Genomic DNA, 20476 nt, shown 5'->3' with positions numbered 1-20476 from the left:
CTTCGTTTTTTATTCTACGATCTTTTCAATATAATCGGAATTGAGCAGGTATAAAGCGCCCATATATTGGAGTTTAAACGTAACAATATCGCCTACTTTGTACTCTTTTTTAGAATCGGAAATGTCAATGACCATCATATCTGAACTGGCATCTACAATTGTAATATCCGGATTAACGGGAATTAAGTATTGTGGCTGCATATCTAAAAGACCAACATCTAAGATAGCTCGTAGTGAAGTTTCACTTAAATCGGTATCCTCATTGATCTCATAAGTATTTCCGGCTACATTTTCACCCAATTCTCCTATGGGGTTGTTTGGTTTTTCTGTAATTTCAATGATTTCTGAATAAAGGGTAAACACATCGTTATGCATACCTTCAATGGTTTCGCTTGTGAATAGATCTTTACCGAAGAAAAGAGCTTCTCCGACTCTAAAGTGATTCACAGCCATTGGTCTTGCATTTTTCAGCATAAGTGGTATTGCTACAGAAGTACCACCGGAAACCCAAGGAATTTCAATATTGAATTTTGCTTCAATGAGTTGTTTGTATAAACTCAACTGGATCAGTTTATCTTGCGTTGGCATAACACCACTAAGACAATTCAGATTGGTACCTATACCACTGATCTTGATATTAGGTAAACTAAAAACTTCCTGATAAAATTGTAATAGATCTTCGCCCAGAACACCTTCTCGCAGATCACCCATTTCGATCATAATAACGATCTTATGAATTTTATTTTGACGTTTGGCTTCCTCTGAAAGCATTTTAATAGTGTAAATTTCGGTATTGAAACTAACGTCAGCAAATTCTATAATCTTAGGAATATTTAGTTTAGAAGGAGGTTTTATGTAAACGGTTTGAACGTCAGGATTTAGTTTTTTGATCTTTTTTAAATTGCCAATTCTGGAATCGTGAATTTCTTCAACTCCCAGATCTAAGACCTCTTTTAAATAAATCGTATTACCACATAGTAATTTGGAAACAACTCCCCAAGTAATGTTACGCTCTTTAAATAATTGATCTAAGAATGTGTAATTTTCTTTTAGCTTTTGCCTGTTTAGTTTTAAAAATGCCATGACTCAATACTTATTGTGTTAGACGCATTTCCAGATACTTATTGGTAAAACCTAGTTTTTCATATAACTTCTTTGCCGGATTGTCAGGTTCCACATGAAGAGCAATGCTTCCTTCAACACTTGCAATAGCTTTCTGCATCAGTTTTTTGCCATAGCCTTTGCCGCGCTGACTGTTGTCAACTGCTATATATACCAAAATGTTTTCAGGAATATAATCTTTCATTCCTGTGTTGTTCAAAATAACGATGCCTACGATTTTGTTTTCGTCGGTTCCGACAATGATAGTACCTCCTTTTTCAGGAGTCATAACGTAATCGATACATTTTAAAATATCTTCTTTTGCATCGCCGTATTGCTCCAGATGGGTAAATAAAAAATCGGCAATAATTTCTGATGTAAAAACAGGATTTTCACCTGTTTTAGAATTAATAATATTAAATTCCATTTTTATTCTTTTTATAGTGATAGTTTGATAATACAATAAAAGTAAGTAGGGAGATACTGATCCCGAAAATGTTGGCATCCAGATCTTTTGGCAGTGAATATCCGAAAGCAAGTTTGTTACCGGACAATATGAGACTGATTGTTGTAGCTCCGCCTAAGAGCATACTCCAGAAGGCTGCCTTTGCATTGCTCTTTTTCCAGAAGAGTGCTCCTAAAACCGGTACAAAAAGTCCGGAAACCATAAAAGCATAAGAATACAGCATTAACTCTAATACGTTTTGCATTTGTGAAGCCAGAAGAATAGCAAAAACACCAACAGCAAGTGTTACAATTTGGGAAATTTGAAGTAGTTTTTTTTCGGATATGTTCTTTTTGTAAAAGGTTTCAATAATATCTGTTACAATATTTCCGGATGCAGCCATTAAACAGCTATCAGCAGTAGAGAGAATGGCTGAAAAATAAGAAGAAAGCATCAATCCCATTAACCCGACAGGTAAAATAGTACTTAATAAAACAGGCAGTCCCATTTCACTATCCATGGAAGCGACATCTGTGATGCTGTCAAACATTCCTTGTGATGCAGCTACTTTGGCTAGCATTCCCAGGATAACCCCCATAAAGGCCATAATCGGCCACTCAAATAAACCCGCTATGAACCAGGCTTTTTTCGCTTCTTTTTCGCTTTTACAAGCATAAATTCTCTGGTATAATGTCATCCCGATGAACCATATAGGTATAATGGTAACAGACCAATTTAAGAGCTGTAGCCAACTCACATTTTTTAGTGATAGATATTCCGGTGCCAATGTAGTTTTTATAGCTTCCATTCCTCCTACAGCATGATAAGCAATCGGGATTCCGATAAAAACCAAGCCGGCGATCAAAATGATCCATTGAATGGTATCGGTATAAATAACGGCTTTTAAGCCGCCAATGGAGGTATAGATAACAGCAATAGCTCCCATAATGATCAATGCCCATTGCAGATCCAAGCCTTCAATTGTAGCAGAAGCTAATTTGGCTCCGGCTAAAACCTGTGAACTGGTAAAACCAACATAGCCGATAGCGGAAATAATGCCGGCTAATAAGCCTACTCTGGCATTGTAAAAATGGCTGAAGATTTGAGGGAATGTAAAAAATTTATGCAAATGTCCTAGTCGGCTGACTTTAGGAATGAGTAAAACGGCACTTAACCAAGCGCCTATAAGTCCGGTGAAAAGCATCCAGGACCCGGAAAGGCCCATTGTGAAACCCAATCCGCCTAACCCTATTGAAAAACCGCCACCTACGTCTGTAGCGACAACGGATAGACCTATGTGCCAGCTACTCATACTGCGACCGCTTACATAAAAGTCTTCTGAGGATGTATTTTTTCTGTAAAAGTAAAAGCCAACGCCGAGCATAGCCAGCATGTAAATAACAAAGATTAAATAATCTATTGCGTGCATTTCAATATAATTTCAAATTTTGTCGACCTGAACTGAGATTTTCTCAAGGTCCGGACGCAGTTGACTGCAAATCGAATGATTTAGAAAGAAAGCAGACATTAAAAATGTTGCTTAAAAGACTTTTGTCTGTGACAAAAACAAAACTACGAGCGGCAAATGTACAAAATATATGAAAAATATCAAAAAGCCCCCTTTTTTGAAGGAATATTTAATGAAAAATTAAAATTAAAACGGTTTTTTGATTAAAAATGCTAACTTTATTAAGTTAGTCGTTCTCTTCCAATTCAAAAATTTCTTCTACCGGCTTGGCAAAGTAGCGGGCTAATTTTAAGGCTAGTAGGGTAGAAGGTACATATTTTCCTTTTTCCATAGCATTGATGGTTTGGCGACTCACTCCGATCTGATTGGCTAACTCTTCCTGCGAAATGTTTTTTATAGCTCGTAAAACTTTTAGATTATTCCTCATGATTAGTTTTATTAAGTTTATAGATCATATAATGAAAGCGAATGATAAAGAAGAATAACAAGGTAAAAGTGTTGTAAAAAAGTACATTCAGAAAGGAGATACCATACATGAAAGCTGTAAACAAAAGGATTAGTCCGTAGTTAACATAAGTTGCCCAAACTAAACTTTCATATCTGATCTTGGCAATGTATTCATCTTCATTTTTCAGTTTGGAAAAGCCAACCAGTAATCCGCCGATGATCAGGCAAAAAGTTAAAATTTCATCAGTTATACTGTTTTTAATGATCTGGAAAAAGTGATGGGAATCCTGATCAAAAATTTCATCATTGTAAATAGCAAAAACACTGACATTAAGGTATTCATCTATTTTCCATTCAAAAACAGAACTTAGAATAGCAAAAATAAAACCGGGTACAAATAAAATCCAGCCTAAGGTTTTGAACCGATTCGGAAAAAGGAAATATGTTTTCATAATAACGAAAGATTAAAATTAATATATCAAATGTAAAGTTTATTTTACATATAGACAAATAAATTTTACATAAAGTAATTTTTGTTTTACTTATTTAATTTTTTCAATTTGATTATCTCTTAAATCAGTTAAGTAAATTCAAAACCCGACTTTCCATTTATTATAGTTGACTTAACTAAATCAGTAAAAAAATTAAATTGAATTTCATTTATTAGAATAGCAAACTTAGTTTTTGAAACGTGAAAATATCTTATTTTTCAATATCGAGTCTAAATGCTGATTAAGTAGCTGTTATAGAATAGGTGTTTCAGCATCTTTAATTTGTGTAAGTGTGTGCAAATTAAAATTAGCGATAAAAAAGAAAGAATCGTTTTTGGGATTATTGTCTATATTGATGGTTGGAATATAGCTGCCTATAAATGGTTCTTATACGTGGGAATATTTAGGAATAAAAAAAAGCGGTTCTATAAGGAACCGCCGGTAAGTGGGAAGCAATGTTTATTTTTTAAAGAAGCCTGCAATCAATAAAATAATGACAGCTCCAATAAATCCTGTTAAAACATCTCCAATGATACCACCGGATAAAGAAATTCCTAAGATTCCAAAGGCCCAGTTTCCTACAAAACCTCCAATAATACCAAGAATGATATTGAACAGAGCTCCAAATCCGCCCCCTTTCATAAGTTTTCCAGCTAGCCAACCAGCAATAGCTCCTATTAATAATGCATAAAGTAAACTCATAATTAAAAATATTTTAAAGGTAATAAGTTTAAAGGTAATTAATTTATAGTTGAAGTGAAGCGATTTAATCTTTTATTGTTGTTGTTTTTTTAATTTTTTTAAGAGCAATTACATAGAGAGTCAGATAATTAACCCCTTTCCTGCTTTCTATAGTCGTTGTTAAACCGTTTAACAATGATCGAAAGCTATTCATCTCATCAATGTATTGTTGCGTTCCTGTATACATAATAGGTCGTTTTAAAATATTTACACTTTGTATGCAAATATCGATACCTTTTTTTATTTAATTTAAAAGTTCACATCACTTCAATAATATAAATAGTTGTTTGAAAATAGATTTTTATAAAATAGTATTTTTCGTGATTTTTTCTATATTTGTATCATTATAAGCCATTTAAAAAAGTATTCGCCATGTTAGTAAAAGTATTTGGAAGCGCCGTTTTCGGCGTTGATGCTACAACTATTACCGTTGAGGTAAACATTGATAAAGGAATTGGCTACCACTTGGTAGGTTTACCCGATTCCGCTATAAAAGAAAGCAGTTACCGCATTGCTGCTGCTTTAAAAAACAACAACTATCATTTTCCCGGAAAAAAGATCATCATCAATATGGCTCCTGCCGATCTGCGCAAAGAAGGTTCTGCCTATGATTTGACTATTGCTGTGGGTATTTTAGCGGCTTCTTCCCAAATTAATTCTGATGAAATAGGAAATTATATCATTATGGGCGAATTATCGCTTGACGGTAGCTTGCAACCTATAAAGGGAGCTTTGTCTATTGCGATAAAAGCTAAAGAAGAAGGTTTTAAAGGGGTCTTGTTGCCTATTCAGAATGTTAAAGAAGCTGCTATTGTAGAAGAAATAGAGGTTTATGGTATAGAAAATGTAACGGATGTTATTGATTTTTTTGAAGGTAACGGGGAATTACAACCCACTGTGATTGATTCTCAGGAAGAATTTTCTAAAACCTTGGATTTTCCGGAGTTTGATTTTGCAGATGTGAAAGGACAAGAATCCATTAAAAGATGTATGGAGATTGCCGCTGCCGGAGGGCATAATATCATTTTAATAGGTCCGCCCGGAGCCGGAAAAACAATGTTAGCGAAAAGATTGCCGAGTATATTACCTCCGATGACCGTACAGGAAGCGTTAGAAACAACAAAGATACATTCGGTAGCCGGGAAGATCAAAGAAGCCGGACTACTTACTCAGCGTCCCTTCCGGAATCCGCATCACACATCAAGTTCGGTTTCCTTAGTCGGTGGCGGAAGTTACCCGCAGCCCGGAGAAATTTCTTTGGCTCATAACGGTGTTTTGTTTTTGGATGAATTACCCGAATTTAAACGGGAAGTATTAGAAGTGATGCGGCAGCCTTTGGAAGATAGAGAAGTTACCATTTCGAGAGCTAAATTTACGATTACTTATCCATCGAGTTTTATGTTAGTTGCCAGTATGAATCCTAGCCCGGGTGGATATTTTAATGATCCGGATTCACCGGGAAATACTTCGTCACAGGAAATGCAACGCTATATGAATAAGATATCAGGACCTTTATTAGATCGGATAGACATTCATATTGAAGTGACACCTGTTCCTTTTGAAAAATTGTCAGACACCCGAAAAGCAGAAGGCAGTACCGTAATTCGGGAAAGAGTAACCAGAGCAAGACTTATTCAGTCGAAGCGTTTTGAATGTATGAGAAATGTACATTATAATGCACAAATGAGTAGCAAGTTAATTCGGGAATATTGTGTTTTGGACGAGGTTTCTTTGGGATTAATTAAAACAGCTATGGAACGTTTGAATTTATCAGCCAGAGCGTATGACCGTATTTTGAAAGTTTCCAGAACTATTGCAGATTTAGAAGCGTCTGATTCTATTGAATCACATCATATTGCAGAGGCGATACAATACAGAAGTCTGGATCGGGAAGGTTGGTTGCGTTAAAAATAAAAATGTAAGGGAGAAGAACCCTTACATTTTTTAATAGAAATAGCTTATTCTGATTTTACTGTTATAGTTATTTCATCATAAAATTTGTATTCACCTTTTTTATAAATTTCTTTATTAGCTAATACAATTTCATAAGTGTAAATTCCTTTGGGAATTTCAAAACAACATTCTTTTCCATCTTGTTGGATTACCATTTCTTTTTTTACAATATTATCTTCTTCATCTTTCCCCGTCAAAATAAATGTAATCTTTTGCGACAATCTATTTTTTACACACACACTTTCAACCTTTTTAGAATCTGTTTGTGAAGTACTATCAGCTTTGTCTTTTTTCAAAAAAGATAAGCCGTTTACTAAAATTTCACTGCTTTTTAAGATGGTTTCTAAATTTGTTTGAGAGTAAGATAATGATGAAATAAAAATTACAACTATTGTAATATATTTTGTCATTAATTTTTATTTAAAAAACGTTAAACTTAAAATGATAGCAAGTAATAAGTGCAAATACATATTACATTTCATTTTAGAATTTACATACCTATATATTAAATATATATTCGTGATAGTATATATTAAAAGTATTATCTTTAAAGACGTACTTAGATTACCAAGTATATATGATACATAAGAAAAAATAATAGTTGAAGAAATTAAAAAATTTGATAAGATGTTGAAAATTATTTTATCTTCTTTTTTAAAGAAAATCAACCTAAATGGAAAAAAATAAATAGCACCAATTAAAACTGTAATTAAATAAATCAATGAAGAATAAAGTTCCTTGATTAATAAGAAATAAGAAAGTATAATAACTATTAAATATAGGACTTCAATTTTTTTCATTTTTTTCATTTTTTTTATAAGCAATCCCAAGTACAAGAACCAACCATCCAGGCTGTAGATTCTGGAGTTCCTAAAATAAAAGCAGTTTGGTCAACCCAATTACCGGTATTAAAAACCGCACCTAATTTCTTTTTCATACAATTGTCTAAACAAGTTTCAAATCCAGAAATTCCACTAGCAGCTTTAGCAGAAACATCGTTTGAAAATAGAGTGAACCACTTAATATAAGCAATTGATTCTAAAAGTTTTGATTTGTCAAAACTTAATTTTTCTGCAACAACAAAATTTTCAAGTAAAATTAAATTTTTAAGATTGAAATCTTTATTACCAAAATAATTTTTATAAATGTTTAATTCATCTTCATTCAACTCCATAACAAAGTTGAATTCATTTTCAGCAATAAAATCACTTAAATTATCTTGATTAATTTCTTTGTTTTTCATTTTAGAAGTTAAGGTGTTTAAAAAATTATAATAATTTTCACCTTTGTTATTAAATGGATTATCCGATTTTAATAAGTCTTCATAATTTTGAGAAATTGAAAGATTACTAATCAACGCTGTAACCAAAAATAATAATAATTTTTTCATTTGTTAATATTTTATTATAAAAATTTATGCCTACTCTTTTTTGGGCAATCTTCGGCTTATTTACCCTTTTTAAATTCAAGTAAGATTTGATAAATTAATATCAGTTTTTATTAATTCAAACATTAAATCAAAGTTCTGTTTATAATCTCTCAAAAACTTTCTAAATCATTTATTGAAATTTTGAGGCGCAAATGTAAGTGTAGAAGATTTATTTTCATATACCCATTTTTAGGGATTTTATATACCTAATTTTAATATTTTTTGTTAATTAGTTGTTAACTAATGAAAGAAGAATAGTTTTTTTATTTTTTTTCGAAATGAGATTTTCAGTAATAAAAAATAACTGAAATTTAAAATAATGTTCTGAAAGTGTCCAGAATTATTGCAGAGGCGATACAATACAGAAGTCTGGACAGAGAAGGTTGGTTGCGTTAAAAAAGAAAAAGCTGGTTGTATAACCAGCTTTAACTAAACCAAAAACTAAATAAAACTGTGAACATTACTTCCTTAAGTAATATCGTGCTCCTAATAAATTAGGATTTTCTTTTTCTATATAATCGATCGAAAATTCATTTGAAGCTTCGACCACTGAACTTTTTAATTCTTTTTTGTGTAACTTTTCATAGGTATCAAAATCAATGGCTATACGTTGTTCCAAAACCTCAAACAGATTTGTTTTGGCTACTTCTGCTTGCCATTGCGGAGCGATCTCTGCTTCCATAACTTTTGATTTAGAACCGCTTCCATAAGCGATAAAACCTACTTTTTTTCCTTCAAGTGCTTTGTTTTCCTTAGCACTGAAATATAAGGCTGATAGTAAACCTAAGAAAATAGAACCTGTATAAATGTTTCCTACTTTCCCGGAGGCAATTTCAGCCGGATATAATTTTTCGTTTACCAAAGCTAAATATTCAGGTGATTTGGTTAACGCTTTTGTTTTTTCTTTTACGGTTTCTCCTTCTTGTTTTGCCAATAATTCAGGATTTTCAGCCGCAAATATATCGATGAACGTTCTTCTGCCTTGAAAACAATAGGGAAGATGCATTAGGATCAAATCCCAGCTTTCATAAATCTTACCTTTTTTTCCGGTTTCCGATTTGAAATTTTCATAGGCATCAGAAACTCGGTTGATGTAACATTCATTAGAATATTGTCCGTCAAAAACAGGTTGTTCTTTCGCGATACTTACTTCTGTTTCTGAAACTCCGAACCAATTTTCATTGGAATCATCTCCGAAAATAGCCGCTTTACTAACTGTTCTTTTGGGTTTAAAGAAGTCAAAGACTCCCTCTGTAGCTACTCCCACAGCACTTTCAAATGAAAGAATTCTAGGATTAGCTGTTATTAACATTGCGATAGCACCGGCACCTTGTGTATATTCACCGGTAGAATCCAGATCATATTTGGCATTATCGGTAGTAATCACAATTGCTTTCTTGTTCGGATTCAGTCTTACAAAATCCAGACAATTTTGTAAAGCATCCACTCCGCCTATACAAGCAAAAGTTAAATCAACTACATCGCAGTTTTTTAAAGCTCTTTCACCTAATTCTTTTTCAATGAGCTGAACTAAGTAAGAGCCAATGGGCTTTGAATTGTCTACAGCACTTTCAGTACCTACATATATTCGGGAAATACTGTTTAGAGCAATATTTTCCTGTCGGATCAGTTTGTAAAGAGCGTTTGCAGCTAAGGTTACAGTATCCTGATGTACATCCAGAAAACTCATTTGTTGTAACCCGAGACCTTTTATTAATTTTGCCGGTTCAATATTTCTCTTTTCGGCTAGTATTTCAATTGGTAAAAATATTTTAGGAATATCAAACTGTATAGCGTCAATACCTACTTTCATTTTGGTTTGTTTTACACAAAAATAAAAAGCATACTCAATTTTTACGTGAATATGCTTTAAAATATTAGGCTTAGAAAAACGATTTACGAATATGGTAAATAAAAACCCTTATTTTTTTGGTATGTAAATTTTTTGAATCAAATTCTGAGGAAATAACAACTACAATTCCTCAGCAAATGTATCTCCATTTCTGATTTCACCGGTTTTATACCCTTTCATGAACCATTTCATACGTTGTTCAGAGGTTCCGTGTGTGAATGAGTCGGGTACAACACTACCTTGCATTTTCTTTTGAATTTCATCATCACCAACGGCATGAGCAGCACTTAAGGCTTCTTCAATATCACCTTCTTCTAAATACTTTTGATTGTAGTGTGCCCAAAGACCTGCGTAGAAATCGGCCTGAAGCTCTAAACAAACGCTTAATTTATTTGCTTCTGCCTGGCTTTTGCCTTGCTGTAGCTGGCGAACTTTGCCTGATGTTCCTAAAAGGGTTTGTATATGGTGACCGACCTCATGAGCAATTACATAAGCAGTAGCAAAATCTCCTCCTTTAGCGCCGAAACGCGTACGGAGTTCTTCAAAAAAAGTCAGATCCATATATACTTTATGGTCGCCAGGACAATAAAACGGACCGGAAGCTGAGCTGGCTCCTCCGCATGCGGTTTCAACACTTCCGGAGAAAAGAACCATTTTTGGTTTTTCATATTCTCCTAAATTATTTTCAGCAAAGATTTGAGACCAAATATCTTCTGTATCAGCTAAAACAGTGGCTGCAAATTCGCCCATTTCTTTTTCTTCAGCAGTAAGTTCTTTGCTCTGAACTTGCTCTGTTGAGGCTCCTTGGTTTAATTGTTCCAGAACAGGAGCTATAGCTTGTCCTGTTTCACCGCCGAACAATTGGAGTAATAGTACGATTATTCCGATTACACCACCACCCACAATTGCTTTACCACCGCCGGACATTCCTCTGCGATCTTCAACGTTGCCACTTTGTCTTCTACCTTGCCATTTCATGTTTTATAATTTTATAGTTTTGAAAATATTAAAATCCGAATCGAACTCCTAAATATAGATCCGCTTGTTTACCACTATTTGTTAAAGCTGTTATAACACTGTTGGAACCTATAAAAAAAGCAGATAGTCTAAAGCCCATACCAGTTGTAAAACCGGAAATTTCATTTGAACCGATCGGAACATAAGCTTCAAACCATTTATAGGAATAACGCGGAATCAGAGTGTAAGAATTTTGAGTCGTTACAATGTCATTATCAGAGTCATCATTTATTTTTTGATTCATACTGGCTGTAACATACCATTTTTTTGCTAATTGATAATCTACGTAAGCATTTAATGTTGTAGGCAGTTTAATAGTATAATTGTCTGTAGAGGTTGTTGCCTGAAAGTAATTAGCGTTTGCCGGATCTGCTATAATTTGATTCAATTCTTCTAAGCTTTCAACATTTTCAAACTGATTTAGGTTCAGACTTTCAAGGTTGTCAACATTTAAAACGTAATTCTGACTTAAGTTTTGATCTGATTTAAAGGTCATGCTTCCTAAATTGCGGACAGAGATTCCGGCCTTTAATTTGTAGTTTTCATTGTCTGTTTCATCTTTCCAAATATAATTAAAACCAAGATCAACAGCCAAACCGTTAATTCCCTGAGAAAAAAAATCGTTGTAATTGCCTTGGTCATTGTAGGCACCAGCCAGACTTCCGGCGTATGCCAGATTGATTTCTGCAGAGGCATTGACTAATTCTACATCTCCGAAGGTGTTTACAATAGTTCCGTTTAAGTTGGTCGCAGAGAAGTTTCCATAAGCTCCGGGAAAGAGAAAACGGATTGAAGCTCCTGCATTTAAAGCATGCTTAGGCAGGTCAATGATATTGCGTCCGACAATCAGGTCGATCTCACCCCAAGTTACTCCATTAATCCTCTGGTTGTCACTGGAAGATAAGGTGGTTTGTGAAATAAGATCACTAAATCGTCCGTTTTGAATAGCATCACCTAATTTGGCATCTACATTTATGACATTAGCTTTAATGTGTGCCATTGAAGTTAATCCGAACCCCCATTGTTTTATTTTGAAAGCAAAGGCAGGTCCGAGAATCAATCCGTCTAAACGGAGGTTGACATTCTCATTTCCTTCAAAGATCTTGTCTTCAAGGTCAGTACCTTTGATTAGATCATTAAAAGTTAATTTGTTATTGGAGAGTCCTAATGACGCATTAAATACATTTACTTCATACTTGGTTGAAAGGTTGACAATCTCAGACGGATTGTATACTGTATTGACGATTCCCACACGTTTTGAAGTTGAGATTCCTGTAAAGTGCTCTTGAGCGATTCCGCTTATCAAACAAAAGCCTAAAAAAGTTAAAGAGAGAATTTTTTTTAGCATATTGTTTTATTTTATAGTTTATTCTGTTCCGATTTCTTCAATCTCTGATTTCTCTTCAAAACCTATTGCCTGCTCGTAAATACTGTAATATGTACTGTATAAAAAAGGAATTGTAAAAATGATCCCTATACAAAAAGCGATAAAGCCTAGCATTGAAAAGAAAAAGGCAACCAATAATGCTACAAAAATATAAAGAGGTTGCTTGCCGAATAGTGTAATACTTTTAGAAAGCGCTTCAGAGTAACTGATGTCATCATAAATAATTAAAGGTATGGTAAAAATGGTAACCATAGAGATCAGTCCTTGTGTGATGAAGCTTAAAAAATTTAATCCTACAAAAGCCAGCATCACATTTGTTATGGACATGGTAAAACCGATGATTGCATAAGCAGTCATAAGAGGTATTACATATTTTCCTTTGTAAAATTCAAAATAGGTGCTTAAACTGAATTCACGGTTTCTTTTGGCTAAATAATTGACATGAATGAATCCGGCTGTTACCGGAGCCATAATAGCGCTTGCAATAGTAGAAAAAACACCTGTACTAATGAGATAAGTAGGTTTTCTGGAGATAATGCTAATTTGACTTATTAGTTCTGAAAAGTTGCCTAATCCGTAGAAAGCAGCGATTAGTCCTAAATAGAGTATAATGAAAACGATGCTTAAAAGTATTAATGCAAGCCCGCTGATTAAAAAAGTTTTTTTATAAACAGCAAAACCTTCTTCGATTACGACTCCTAAATCAAGAGAGTACCCATACATTAATTTGTCTTCAATTTTTTTTTTCATTTTGGTCAGAATTATTAAGAAATAGTATTCCAGATTACATCATTGGGAGTGGGTGCTGTAAATGTAAGAATTTCTTTTGTAACAGGATGTTGCAGGTTTAATTTTCGGGCATGTAAATGAATTCCTCCGTCAGGATTGCTACGGTCAAATCCGTATTTCAAGTCTCCTTTGATCGGACATCCTATAGCTGCTAACTGGCAACGGATCTGATGATGTCGACCGGTATGTAAATCAATTTCTAAAGCATAATAATTGTTTAGTTTTTGAAAAACAGAGTAGGAGAGACTCGCTTTTTTACTGTCTTTGACTTCTTTCAGATGTGCTTTAGAAGTATTGTTTTTCGGGTTTCGGGTTAGAAAATGAATTAAAGTATCTTTTTCTTTCGGAGGTTGTTTTTTTACTATTGCCCAATAGGTCTTTTGAGTTTCCCTATTTTTAAAGGTTTCGTTTAATCGGGATAAAGCTTTAGATGTTCTGGCAAATACAACAATCCCGGAAGTAGGTCGGTCTAAACGATGAACTACACCTAAAAAGACTTCGCCGGGTTTGTTGTATTTCTCTTTTATATATTCTTTTACGACATCCGATAACGGTTTGTCTCCTGTTTTATCGCCCTGAACAATATCGCCTACACGTTTGTTGACTACAATAATATGATTGTCTTCGTGTAGTACTTGCAGATTATCCTTGGTAGAGAGAATTTTCATTTCTGAATCGGTCAAATGATCGAATTAATAAAACAATGAATACGAATTAGTATTGCTCATTTTCATTAGGAAAATCTACACTCTTTACATCATCTACATATTGACTGATGGCCGTGCTCATCTCTTCGTATAAGTTCATATAGCGACGTAAAAACCTTGGGTTGAACTCATGTGTCATTCCTAACATATCATGAACAACTAAAACCTGACCGTCAACACCGTTTCCGGCACCAATGCCAATAACCGGAATGCTGATGCTTTCAGCAACTTTTTTTGCTAATTTGGCAGGGATTTTTTCCAAGACAACGGCAAAACAACCTAATTTCTCAAGAGTTTTAGCATCTTCAATTAGTTTTTCTGCTTCTTCTTCCTCTTTGGCTCTAACGGTATAAGTTCCGAATTTATAAATAGACTGAGGAGTTAGTCCTAAGTGTCCCATAACCGGAATACCTGCTTGAAGGATTCTTTTAATGGATTCTTTGATCTCTTTACCTCCTTCTAATTTTACGGCATGTCCGCCACTTTCTTTCATTACACGTATTGCTGAGCGTAAAGCTTCTTTAGGGTCTGATTGGTAAGTACCAAAAGGCAGATCAACCACCACCAGCGCACGTTCTGCTGCTCTTACTACAGAGGAAGCGTGATATATCATTTGATCCAGAGTGATCGGAAGAGTTGTTTCGTGTCCGGCCATTACATTACTGGCTGAGTCACCGACTAAAATAACATCAATACCTGCAGCATCAACAATTTTAGCCATAGTATAATCATAAGCAGTTAACATGGAGATTTTTTCTCCGTGTTGTTTCATTTCCACTAATGATTTTGTTGTAATTCTTTTATAATCTTTTTTTGCAACTGACATTTTTTGGTTTTTTAATTGTGTAAAAGTAGTAAAATCATTTTTTTTACTTTGAATTGTAACAATTTTTCTTTTCTCCAACTAATGAGTAAAAAGGATAATATGAATAAAGTCAGATGTTTAATAGGTTTCTTGTTTTTTAATCTGGTGGCAATAGCCCAAAATGAGCCTAAAGAGGTTGTTGAGGATTTTTTTAAAGCCTTTCATGCTCAGGATACGACAGGCTTACAACAAGTGTGTCATGACAATATTAGTATGCAGACTGTAACAAATGCAGTAGAAGGAACTCGCCTAAAAGTAGAAACAGCTGAAGAGTTCTACAAGTCGATAGCAAACATACCGGATACGGTTTCATTTTTAGAAAAGATTATCGATTATAAAGTTCAAACTGACGGTAATATGGCTCACGTTTGGACGCCTTACGAATTCTATGTCAATAATCAGTTAAGCCATGTCGGAGTTAATTCTTTTACCATGATAAAGGAACCGGATGGCACGTGGAAAATCGTTCACATCATTGATACCAGAAGAAAGAATTAATTTTTATTCCTAAGGTAGTGATCCGAAAAGAGAGCAAAAAAGGTTCCGAATAAATAACATATCAAATCTGTCCAAAGAAAACCTTGTCCCAGTATGTAATGGCCTAAGGTTGTTTTTCGGATAACGATTAGCCATTCCCATTGAATTAATTGAAATGTTTCAATGGAGAAACAGAATAACAGACTCAGTATGAACGTTATTTTTGGTTTCAAAAAGAATATTGCTCTAAAACCAAAATAAATCATTACGGCATATAAGATATCGCCTGTATAAAACGAAACAAAACTGATCTTACGGGATAGAATACCTAAAAAAATGACCAGTAAGGTTAGTGCGGAATAAAAAAGCCGGTTTTTCTTTATGGTTTCCACTAACAATCGGTTAGGTTAACACCAACAGCTAATCCGCCTTCACTGGTTTCTTTGTATTTAGAGTTCATGTCTTTGGCGGTTTCCCACATGGTGTTCACGACTTTGTCTAACGGAACTTTAGCATTTTTAGCATCGGTTTCCAAAGCGAGTTCGGCTGCATTGATCGCTTTAATGGCTCCCATAGTGTTTCGCTCAATACACGGTACCTGAACTAATCCTCCGATCGGATCGCAAGTTAATCCTAAGTGATGTTCCATGGCAATTTCAGCGGCCACTAAAACCTGTTCAGGAGTTCCGCCCATTACTTCACAAAGTGCTCCGGCAGCCATAGCGCTTGAAACTCCGATTTCAGCTTGACAACCTCCCATAGCAGCAGAAATGGTAGCTCCTTTTTTAAAGATAGAACCGATCTCTCCGGCTACAAGCAAGAATTGTTTGATCTGCTCTTCATTTGCTTCGTGATTTTCAATGACCATATAGTACATTAAAACAGCGGGAATAACACCTGCACTTCCGTTGGTAGGAGCGGTAACAACACGTCCTAAAGAAGCATTAACCTCGTTAACGGCTAAGGCAAAGCAACTTACCCATTTCAGGATTTGTCTGAACTTTACTTCCGTTTGACGAATAATCTGTAACCAAGAATACGGGTTATCATAAGGTAAAACTCCGATTAAATTTTTGTGCATATCATAAGCTCTTCGCCTTACGTTTAACCCTCCGGGTAAAACACCTTCAGTATGACAACCAATGTACATACATTCCAGCATTGTATCCCAAATTCGAAGCAGTTCACTATGAATAAATGCTTCATTTCTCATAGACTTTTCATTAGCATAAACCACTTCAGATATTTTCATGTTTTCTTGCTGGCAGTAAGCCAAAAGTTCACTGGCTTTATCTATAGGAAATGGAAAAGCACATTTTATTTCTTCATTTCTGTTATTTTCATCTTCGGTTACCACAAATCCACCGCCTATGGAATAGTAGGTTTCACTATATTCTTCATTTTCAAAATAGGCAGTAAAGGTTAATCCGTTAGCATGAAAAGGTAAAAAGTTACGGTTAAATACAATATCTGTTTCCGGATTAAATGGGATGATAATTTCGTTAGCTAAGAAAATTTCATGCTTATTTTTGATCGCTGAAATAATGACATCTATACTCTCAACAGGAATATATTCCGGATCAGCGCCACTTAAACCGAGCATTATTGACAGGTCAGTAGCATGCCCTTTTCCGGTTAAAGAAAGTGAGCCGTATAGATCAACCTGAACTCTGTTGATAAAATCAATGTTCTTTTTTTGACGTAATTCTTGTAGAAAACGTTCGGCAGCTCTCCAGGGACCGAGAGTATGAGAACTAGACGGACCAATACCGATCTTAAGCATATCAAAAACAGAAATACACTCCATATCTTATTCAAAAAATAGTTTCTGTAGCAAAGATAATCAAATGCGAATCATATAAAATAGAGTATTATTTTTTAACAAATAAATAATTAATACCAGCGTTTTTTGTTTTTCTTTGAATTATCTGATTTTCTGGAATTTGATTTCTTGGATTTGTTTTTATTGGCTTGAGATTTATTGTTGTTTCTGAAATCCTTTTTGGGAGGAGCAGAAGTGTTTGTGTCTGAACTTTCTTTCCATGGGAAAGGATGATCAGTTATTTCTTTTATTTTGGCTTGCGTCAGTTTTACAATATCCTGCCAGTAGGTTTTCTCATCTTTACCACAAAAAGAAATGGATCTACCTTCATTTTCTGCCCTTCCTGTTCTTCCGATTCTATGGATATAGGTTTCCGGAATATTTGGCAGATCATAATTGATTACAATAGGCAATTGTTCAATATCCAGACCTCGAGCGGCAATGTCTGTCGCTATTAAAAAGTTAACTTCTTTGTTTTTAAATCGTTCTAAAGCTTTGATACGAGCCGATTGCGATTTGTCACCGTGTATGGCTACTGCAGAAATGTTTTGTTTTTCTAAGGATTTAACAACATTGTCAGCTCCGTGTTTCGTTCGAACAAAAACAATAGCTTGTTCAATAGCATCTTCCTTTATAATATGTGCCAGTAACTTTTTCTTGTCTTCTTTTTCAACAAAATAAATAGATTGCTTGATGTTTTTTGAAGTACTAGAAACCGGGTCTACAATAATATATTTGGGATTCTTTAAAAGAGAATCGGCTAGCACACGAATTTCAAATGGCATGGTAGCTGAAAACAAAAGTGTTTGCCTGTTTTCGGGTGATAGCTTAACGATTTTCTTCACATCATTAATAAAACCCATATCCAGCATCAGGTCGGCTTCATCAATCACCAGATGGTGCATTTGATCCAGACTGATGAATTCTTGTTTGTACAGGTCTAAAAAGCGTCCCGGAGTTGTAATAACAATATCTACTCCTTCTTTTAAAGCTTGAACCTGCGGGTTTTGATTAACACCGCCATATAATACTAAAGTACGGGTATTCATGTACTTTCCATATTCATCGAAATTAGCCTGAATTTGCATAGCCAATTCCCGGGTAGGTGTAACGACCACAGTACGGATGAATTTTCTTTTTTTAGCAGAACCTACAATAGGATGTAGTATCTCTAAAATAGGAATAGCAAAAGCAGCCGTTTTACCGGTACCGGTTTGTGCGCATCCTACAATGTCGTTTCCGTTTAATATTTCCGGAATGGCCTGTTGCTGGATCAGTGTCGGAGCAGTATACCCTTTGTCTTTAATAGCTTCAAGTAAACTTCTGTGTAGGTTTAAATCTGAAAATTGCATCTTAAGTGTTTTCTTAAGGCAAAGATAATGATATATTCAGAATGACATTCAATAGAAAAGAATTGTCAGCAAAAATGTCATGTTGTCATATAAAAAATGGTATTTCTGACAAAATGAGAACCAAAACATAACATTTTTGTATTGGCACAAAACTTGACTAATAGAAAGCGTGTTTATCACTGTTCACTCGTAGAGGAACAATCAAATTGAACTAAAAAGGAGAATATATTATGAGTAAAATTATTGGTATCGATTTAGGTACAACCAACTCTTGTGTGGCAGTTATGGAAGGTGGAGAACCAGTAGTAATTGCTAATGCAGAGGGGAAAAGAACAACGCCTTCAGTAATCGCTTTTGTTGAAGGAGGAGAAATTAAAGTAGGGGATCCGGCTAAACGTCAGGCGGTAACAAACCCGACTAAGACCATTGCTTCTATTAAGCGTTTTATGGGGAACAAATTTACCGAAAGCCAAAAAGAAGCAGGGAATGTAGCGTATAAAGTGGTAAAAGGAGATAACGATACGCCAAGAGTTGATATTGACGGTCGTTTGTATACACCACAAGAATTATCGGCTATGATTCTTCAAAAAATGAAAAAAACAGCCGAAGATTATTTAGGTACAACTGTAGATAAAGCAGTTATTACCGTTCCGGCTTATTTTAATGATGCACAACGTCAGGCTACTAAAGAAGCAGGTCAGATTGCAGGTTTAGAAGTGATGCGTATCATTAATGAACCGACAGCTGCTGCCTTAGCGTATGGTTTGGATAAAGCAGGAAAAGATCAAAAAATTGCAGTATATGACTTAGGTGGGGGTACATTTGATATTTCTATCCTTGAATTAGGAGACGGAGTTTTTGAAGTATTGTCAACTAACGGGGATACTCACTTAGGAGGGGATGACTTTGACCAAGTAATCATCGATTGGCTGGCAAATGAATTCAACGCTGCCGAAGGAGTTGATTTACGTAAAGATCCAATGGCTTTACAACGTTTAAAAGAAGCTGCTGAAAAAGCTAAAATCGAATTGTCGTCTTCTGCTCAAACAGAGATCAATTTGCCTTATGTTACTGCAACAGCTTCAGGACCTAAACACTTGGTGCAAACTTTAACACGTTCTAAATTTGAGCAATTGGCTCACGATTTGGTAAAACGTTCTATGTTGCCATGTGAAAAAGCATTAAAAGATGCAGGATTGTCAAAATCTGATATTGATGAGGTAATCTTAGTTGGTGGTTCTACACGTATCCCTGTGATTCAGGAAGAAGTAGAGAAATTCTTCGGTAAAAAACCATCAAAAGGAGTTAATCCGGATGAAGTTGTAGCCATTGGTGCAGCTATTCAAGGTGGTGTATTAACAGGAGATGTAAAAGATGTATTATTGTTAGATGTTACTCCGCTTTCATTAGGTATTGAAACTATGGGAGGAGTAATGACTAAATTGATCGAAGCCAATACAACTATCCCGACAAAAAAATCGCAAGTGTTCTCTACAGCGGCAGATAATCAGCCATCGGTAGAAATCCACGTGTTGCAAGGGGAAAGACCTATGGCAACAGATAATAAAACAATCGGACGTTTCCATTTAGACGGAATTCCGCCTGCACCAAGAGGAGTACCTCAAATTGAAGTAACTTTTGATATTGATGCTAATGGTATCATTAAAGTTTCTGCAACAGATAAAGGAACAGGTAAATCTCACGATATTCGTATCGAAGCTTCTTCCGGATTGACTCAGGAAGAGATCGAAAAAATGAAAAAAGAAGCAGAGATGAATGCCGAAGCAGATAAAGCAGCTATGGAAAAAGTAGCAAAATTAAATGAAGCTGATAGCATGATTTTCCAAACAGAGAAACAATTGAGTGACTTTGGTGATAAATTATCAGAAGGAAATAAAACAGCTATTAATGCCGCTTTAGAAGATTTGAAAAAAGCTTACGAGACTAAAGATGTAGATACTATTCAACCTGCTTTAGATAAGATCAACGAGGCTTGGAAAAATGCTTCTGAAGAAATGTACAAAGCTCAGGCTGAACAAGGCGGAGCTCAGGAAGCACAACCACAAGGAGGTGATACTGATTCAGGAGATCAAACGCAAGATGTTGATTTCGAAGAAGTGAAATAATTTTTCA

21 protein-coding genes and 2 pseudogenes are annotated in these 20476 nt (G+C 35.0%); 4 read left to right on the top strand and 19 right to left on the bottom strand.

Annotated features, from left to right (window positions below; all coding sequences use genetic code 11):
• Window positions 1-9: 9 nt before the first annotated feature.
• The 8 genes and pseudogenes from NHF50_RS00720 to NHF50_RS00685 form a co-directional block, all read right to left on the bottom strand.
• Window positions 10-1083, bottom strand: coding sequence for an alanine/ornithine racemase family PLP-dependent enzyme (locus NHF50_RS00720; protein WP_109567918.1), 1074 nt, complete (start codon window positions 1081-1083; stop codon window positions 10-12).
• Window positions 1084-1093: 10 nt separating this feature from the next.
• Window positions 1094-1528, bottom strand: coding sequence for a GNAT family N-acetyltransferase (locus NHF50_RS00715; protein ID WP_109570556.1), 435 nt, complete (start codon window positions 1526-1528; stop codon window positions 1094-1096).
• The gene (locus NHF50_RS00710) at window positions 1518-2975 is read right to left on the bottom strand and encodes a sodium:solute symporter (RefSeq protein WP_252774692.1); all 1458 of its coding nucleotides are present in this window, start codon (window positions 2973-2975) and stop codon (window positions 1518-1520) included. The genes NHF50_RS00715 and NHF50_RS00710 overlap by 11 nt, the downstream gene beginning before the upstream one ends.
• A 265-nt stretch (window positions 2976-3240) precedes the next feature.
• On the bottom strand, window positions 3241-3441 hold the full coding sequence (locus NHF50_RS00705) for a helix-turn-helix transcriptional regulator (protein WP_109567917.1): 201 nt from the start codon (window positions 3439-3441) through the stop codon (window positions 3241-3243).
• Entirely contained in the window at window positions 3431-3913 is a 483-nt protein-coding gene (locus tag NHF50_RS00700; RefSeq protein WP_218925777.1) for a hypothetical protein, read from the bottom strand. The genes NHF50_RS00705 and NHF50_RS00700 overlap by 11 nt, the downstream gene beginning before the upstream one ends.
• A gap of 306 nt (window positions 3914-4219) precedes the next feature.
• Window positions 4220-4330: pseudogene (locus NHF50_RS00695) on the bottom strand (tryptophan--tRNA ligase); the annotation flags it as partial.
• Between the two features lie 81 nt (window positions 4331-4411).
• Window positions 4412-4654, bottom strand: a complete 243-nt coding sequence (locus tag NHF50_RS00690) for a GlsB/YeaQ/YmgE family stress response membrane protein (protein ID WP_252774691.1) — start codon at window positions 4652-4654, stop codon at window positions 4412-4414.
• Between the two features lie 64 nt (window positions 4655-4718).
• The gene (locus NHF50_RS00685) at window positions 4719-4880 is read right to left on the bottom strand and encodes a hypothetical protein (protein ID WP_252774690.1); all 162 of its coding nucleotides are present in this window, start codon (window positions 4878-4880) and stop codon (window positions 4719-4721) included.
• A gap of 185 nt (window positions 4881-5065) precedes the next feature.
• On the opposite strand from NHF50_RS00685, the gene NHF50_RS00680 reads away from it, so the two are divergent.
• Window positions 5066-6601 (top strand): YifB family Mg chelatase-like AAA ATPase, encoded by a 1536-nt coding sequence (locus NHF50_RS00680; protein WP_252774689.1) that lies wholly within the window; start codon window positions 5066-5068, stop codon window positions 6599-6601.
• A gap of 50 nt (window positions 6602-6651) precedes the next feature.
• On the opposite strand, the gene NHF50_RS00675 is transcribed toward NHF50_RS00680, so the two are convergent.
• Together NHF50_RS00675 and NHF50_RS00670 are read right to left on the bottom strand one after the other, a co-directional pair.
• Window positions 6652-7056 carry a hypothetical protein gene (locus NHF50_RS00675; RefSeq protein WP_252774688.1) on the bottom strand — a complete coding sequence of 135 codons (405 nt, stop codon included), beginning with the start codon at window positions 7054-7056 and terminating at the stop codon, window positions 6652-6654.
• 404 nt (window positions 7057-7460) lie between these two features.
• The gene (locus NHF50_RS00670; RefSeq protein ID WP_252774687.1) at window positions 7461-8036 is read right to left on the bottom strand and encodes a hypothetical protein; all 576 of its coding nucleotides are present in this window, start codon (window positions 8034-8036) and stop codon (window positions 7461-7463) included.
• A 354-nt stretch (window positions 8037-8390) separates the two neighbouring features.
• On the opposite strand from NHF50_RS00670, the pseudogene NHF50_RS15835 reads away from it, so the two are divergent.
• Window positions 8391-8471, top strand: a pseudogene (locus NHF50_RS15835) (ATP-binding protein); the annotation flags it as partial.
• Window positions 8472-8535: 64 nt separating this feature from the next.
• Here the strand turns inward: NHF50_RS15835 and NHF50_RS00665 are convergent.
• The 6 genes from NHF50_RS00665 to panB all read right to left on the bottom strand — a co-directional run bounded on the left by NHF50_RS00665 (window position 8536) and on the right by panB (window position 14653).
• Window positions 8536-9888, bottom strand: coding sequence for a hydroxymethylglutaryl-CoA synthase family protein (locus NHF50_RS00665; protein ID WP_252774686.1), 1353 nt, complete (start codon window positions 9886-9888; stop codon window positions 8536-8538).
• Between the two features lie 159 nt (window positions 9889-10047).
• On the bottom strand, window positions 10048-10905 hold the full coding sequence (locus NHF50_RS00660) for a neutral zinc metallopeptidase (protein WP_109567914.1): 858 nt from the start codon (window positions 10903-10905) through the stop codon (window positions 10048-10050).
• A 28-nt stretch (window positions 10906-10933) separates the two neighbouring features.
• Entirely contained in the window at window positions 10934-12292 is a 1359-nt protein-coding gene (locus NHF50_RS00655; RefSeq protein ID WP_252774685.1) for a hypothetical protein, read from the bottom strand.
• A gap of 18 nt (window positions 12293-12310) precedes the next feature.
• Complete coding sequence (locus tag NHF50_RS00650) at window positions 12311-13081, bottom strand: hypothetical protein (RefSeq protein WP_252774684.1); 771 nt, start codon at window positions 13079-13081, stop codon at window positions 12311-12313.
• Window positions 13082-13095: 14 nt separating this feature from the next.
• Window positions 13096-13788 carry an RluA family pseudouridine synthase gene (locus NHF50_RS00645; RefSeq protein ID WP_252774683.1) on the bottom strand — a complete coding sequence of 231 codons (693 nt, stop codon included), beginning with the start codon at window positions 13786-13788 and terminating at the stop codon, window positions 13096-13098.
• 46 nt (window positions 13789-13834) lie between these two features.
• A complete protein-coding gene (gene panB / locus NHF50_RS00640) occupies window positions 13835-14653 on the bottom strand; it encodes a 3-methyl-2-oxobutanoate hydroxymethyltransferase (RefSeq protein WP_109570553.1) in 819 nt (272 codons plus the stop codon).
• A gap of 99 nt (window positions 14654-14752) precedes the next feature.
• On the opposite strand from panB, the gene NHF50_RS00635 reads away from it, so the two are divergent.
• Window positions 14753-15190, top strand: a complete 438-nt coding sequence (locus tag NHF50_RS00635) for a DUF4440 domain-containing protein (protein ID WP_252774682.1) — start codon at window positions 14753-14755, stop codon at window positions 15188-15190.
• Here the strand turns inward: NHF50_RS00635 and NHF50_RS00630 are convergent.
• The 3 genes from NHF50_RS00630 to NHF50_RS00620 form a co-directional block, all read right to left on the bottom strand.
• A complete protein-coding gene (locus NHF50_RS00630; RefSeq protein ID WP_308219288.1) occupies window positions 15187-15561 on the bottom strand; it encodes a DUF2809 domain-containing protein in 375 nt (124 codons plus the stop codon). The genes NHF50_RS00635 and NHF50_RS00630 overlap by 4 nt on opposite strands.
• Window positions 15561-16976 (bottom strand): L-serine ammonia-lyase, encoded by a 1416-nt coding sequence (locus NHF50_RS00625; protein WP_252774681.1) that lies wholly within the window; start codon window positions 16974-16976, stop codon window positions 15561-15563. The genes NHF50_RS00630 and NHF50_RS00625 overlap by 1 nt, the downstream gene beginning before the upstream one ends.
• An 86-nt stretch (window positions 16977-17062) precedes the next feature.
• A complete protein-coding gene (locus NHF50_RS00620) occupies window positions 17063-18343 on the bottom strand; it encodes a DEAD/DEAH box helicase (RefSeq protein ID WP_109567910.1) in 1281 nt (426 codons plus the stop codon).
• Between the two features lie 230 nt (window positions 18344-18573).
• On the opposite strand from NHF50_RS00620, the gene dnaK reads away from it, so the two are divergent.
• The gene (gene dnaK / locus NHF50_RS00615; RefSeq protein WP_109567909.1) at window positions 18574-20469 is read left to right on the top strand and encodes a molecular chaperone DnaK; all 1896 of its coding nucleotides are present in this window, start codon (window positions 18574-18576) and stop codon (window positions 20467-20469) included.
• The last annotated feature ends 7 nt before the right edge of the window (window positions 20470-20476 follow it).

Origin of the sequence: Flavobacterium sp. NRK F10 (assembly GCF_024054235.1) — a bacterium.
Taxonomy (GTDB): domain Bacteria; phylum Bacteroidota; class Bacteroidia; order Flavobacteriales; family Flavobacteriaceae; genus Flavobacterium; species Flavobacterium sediminis.
This window is presented reverse-complemented; position numbering and strand designations above follow the sequence as displayed.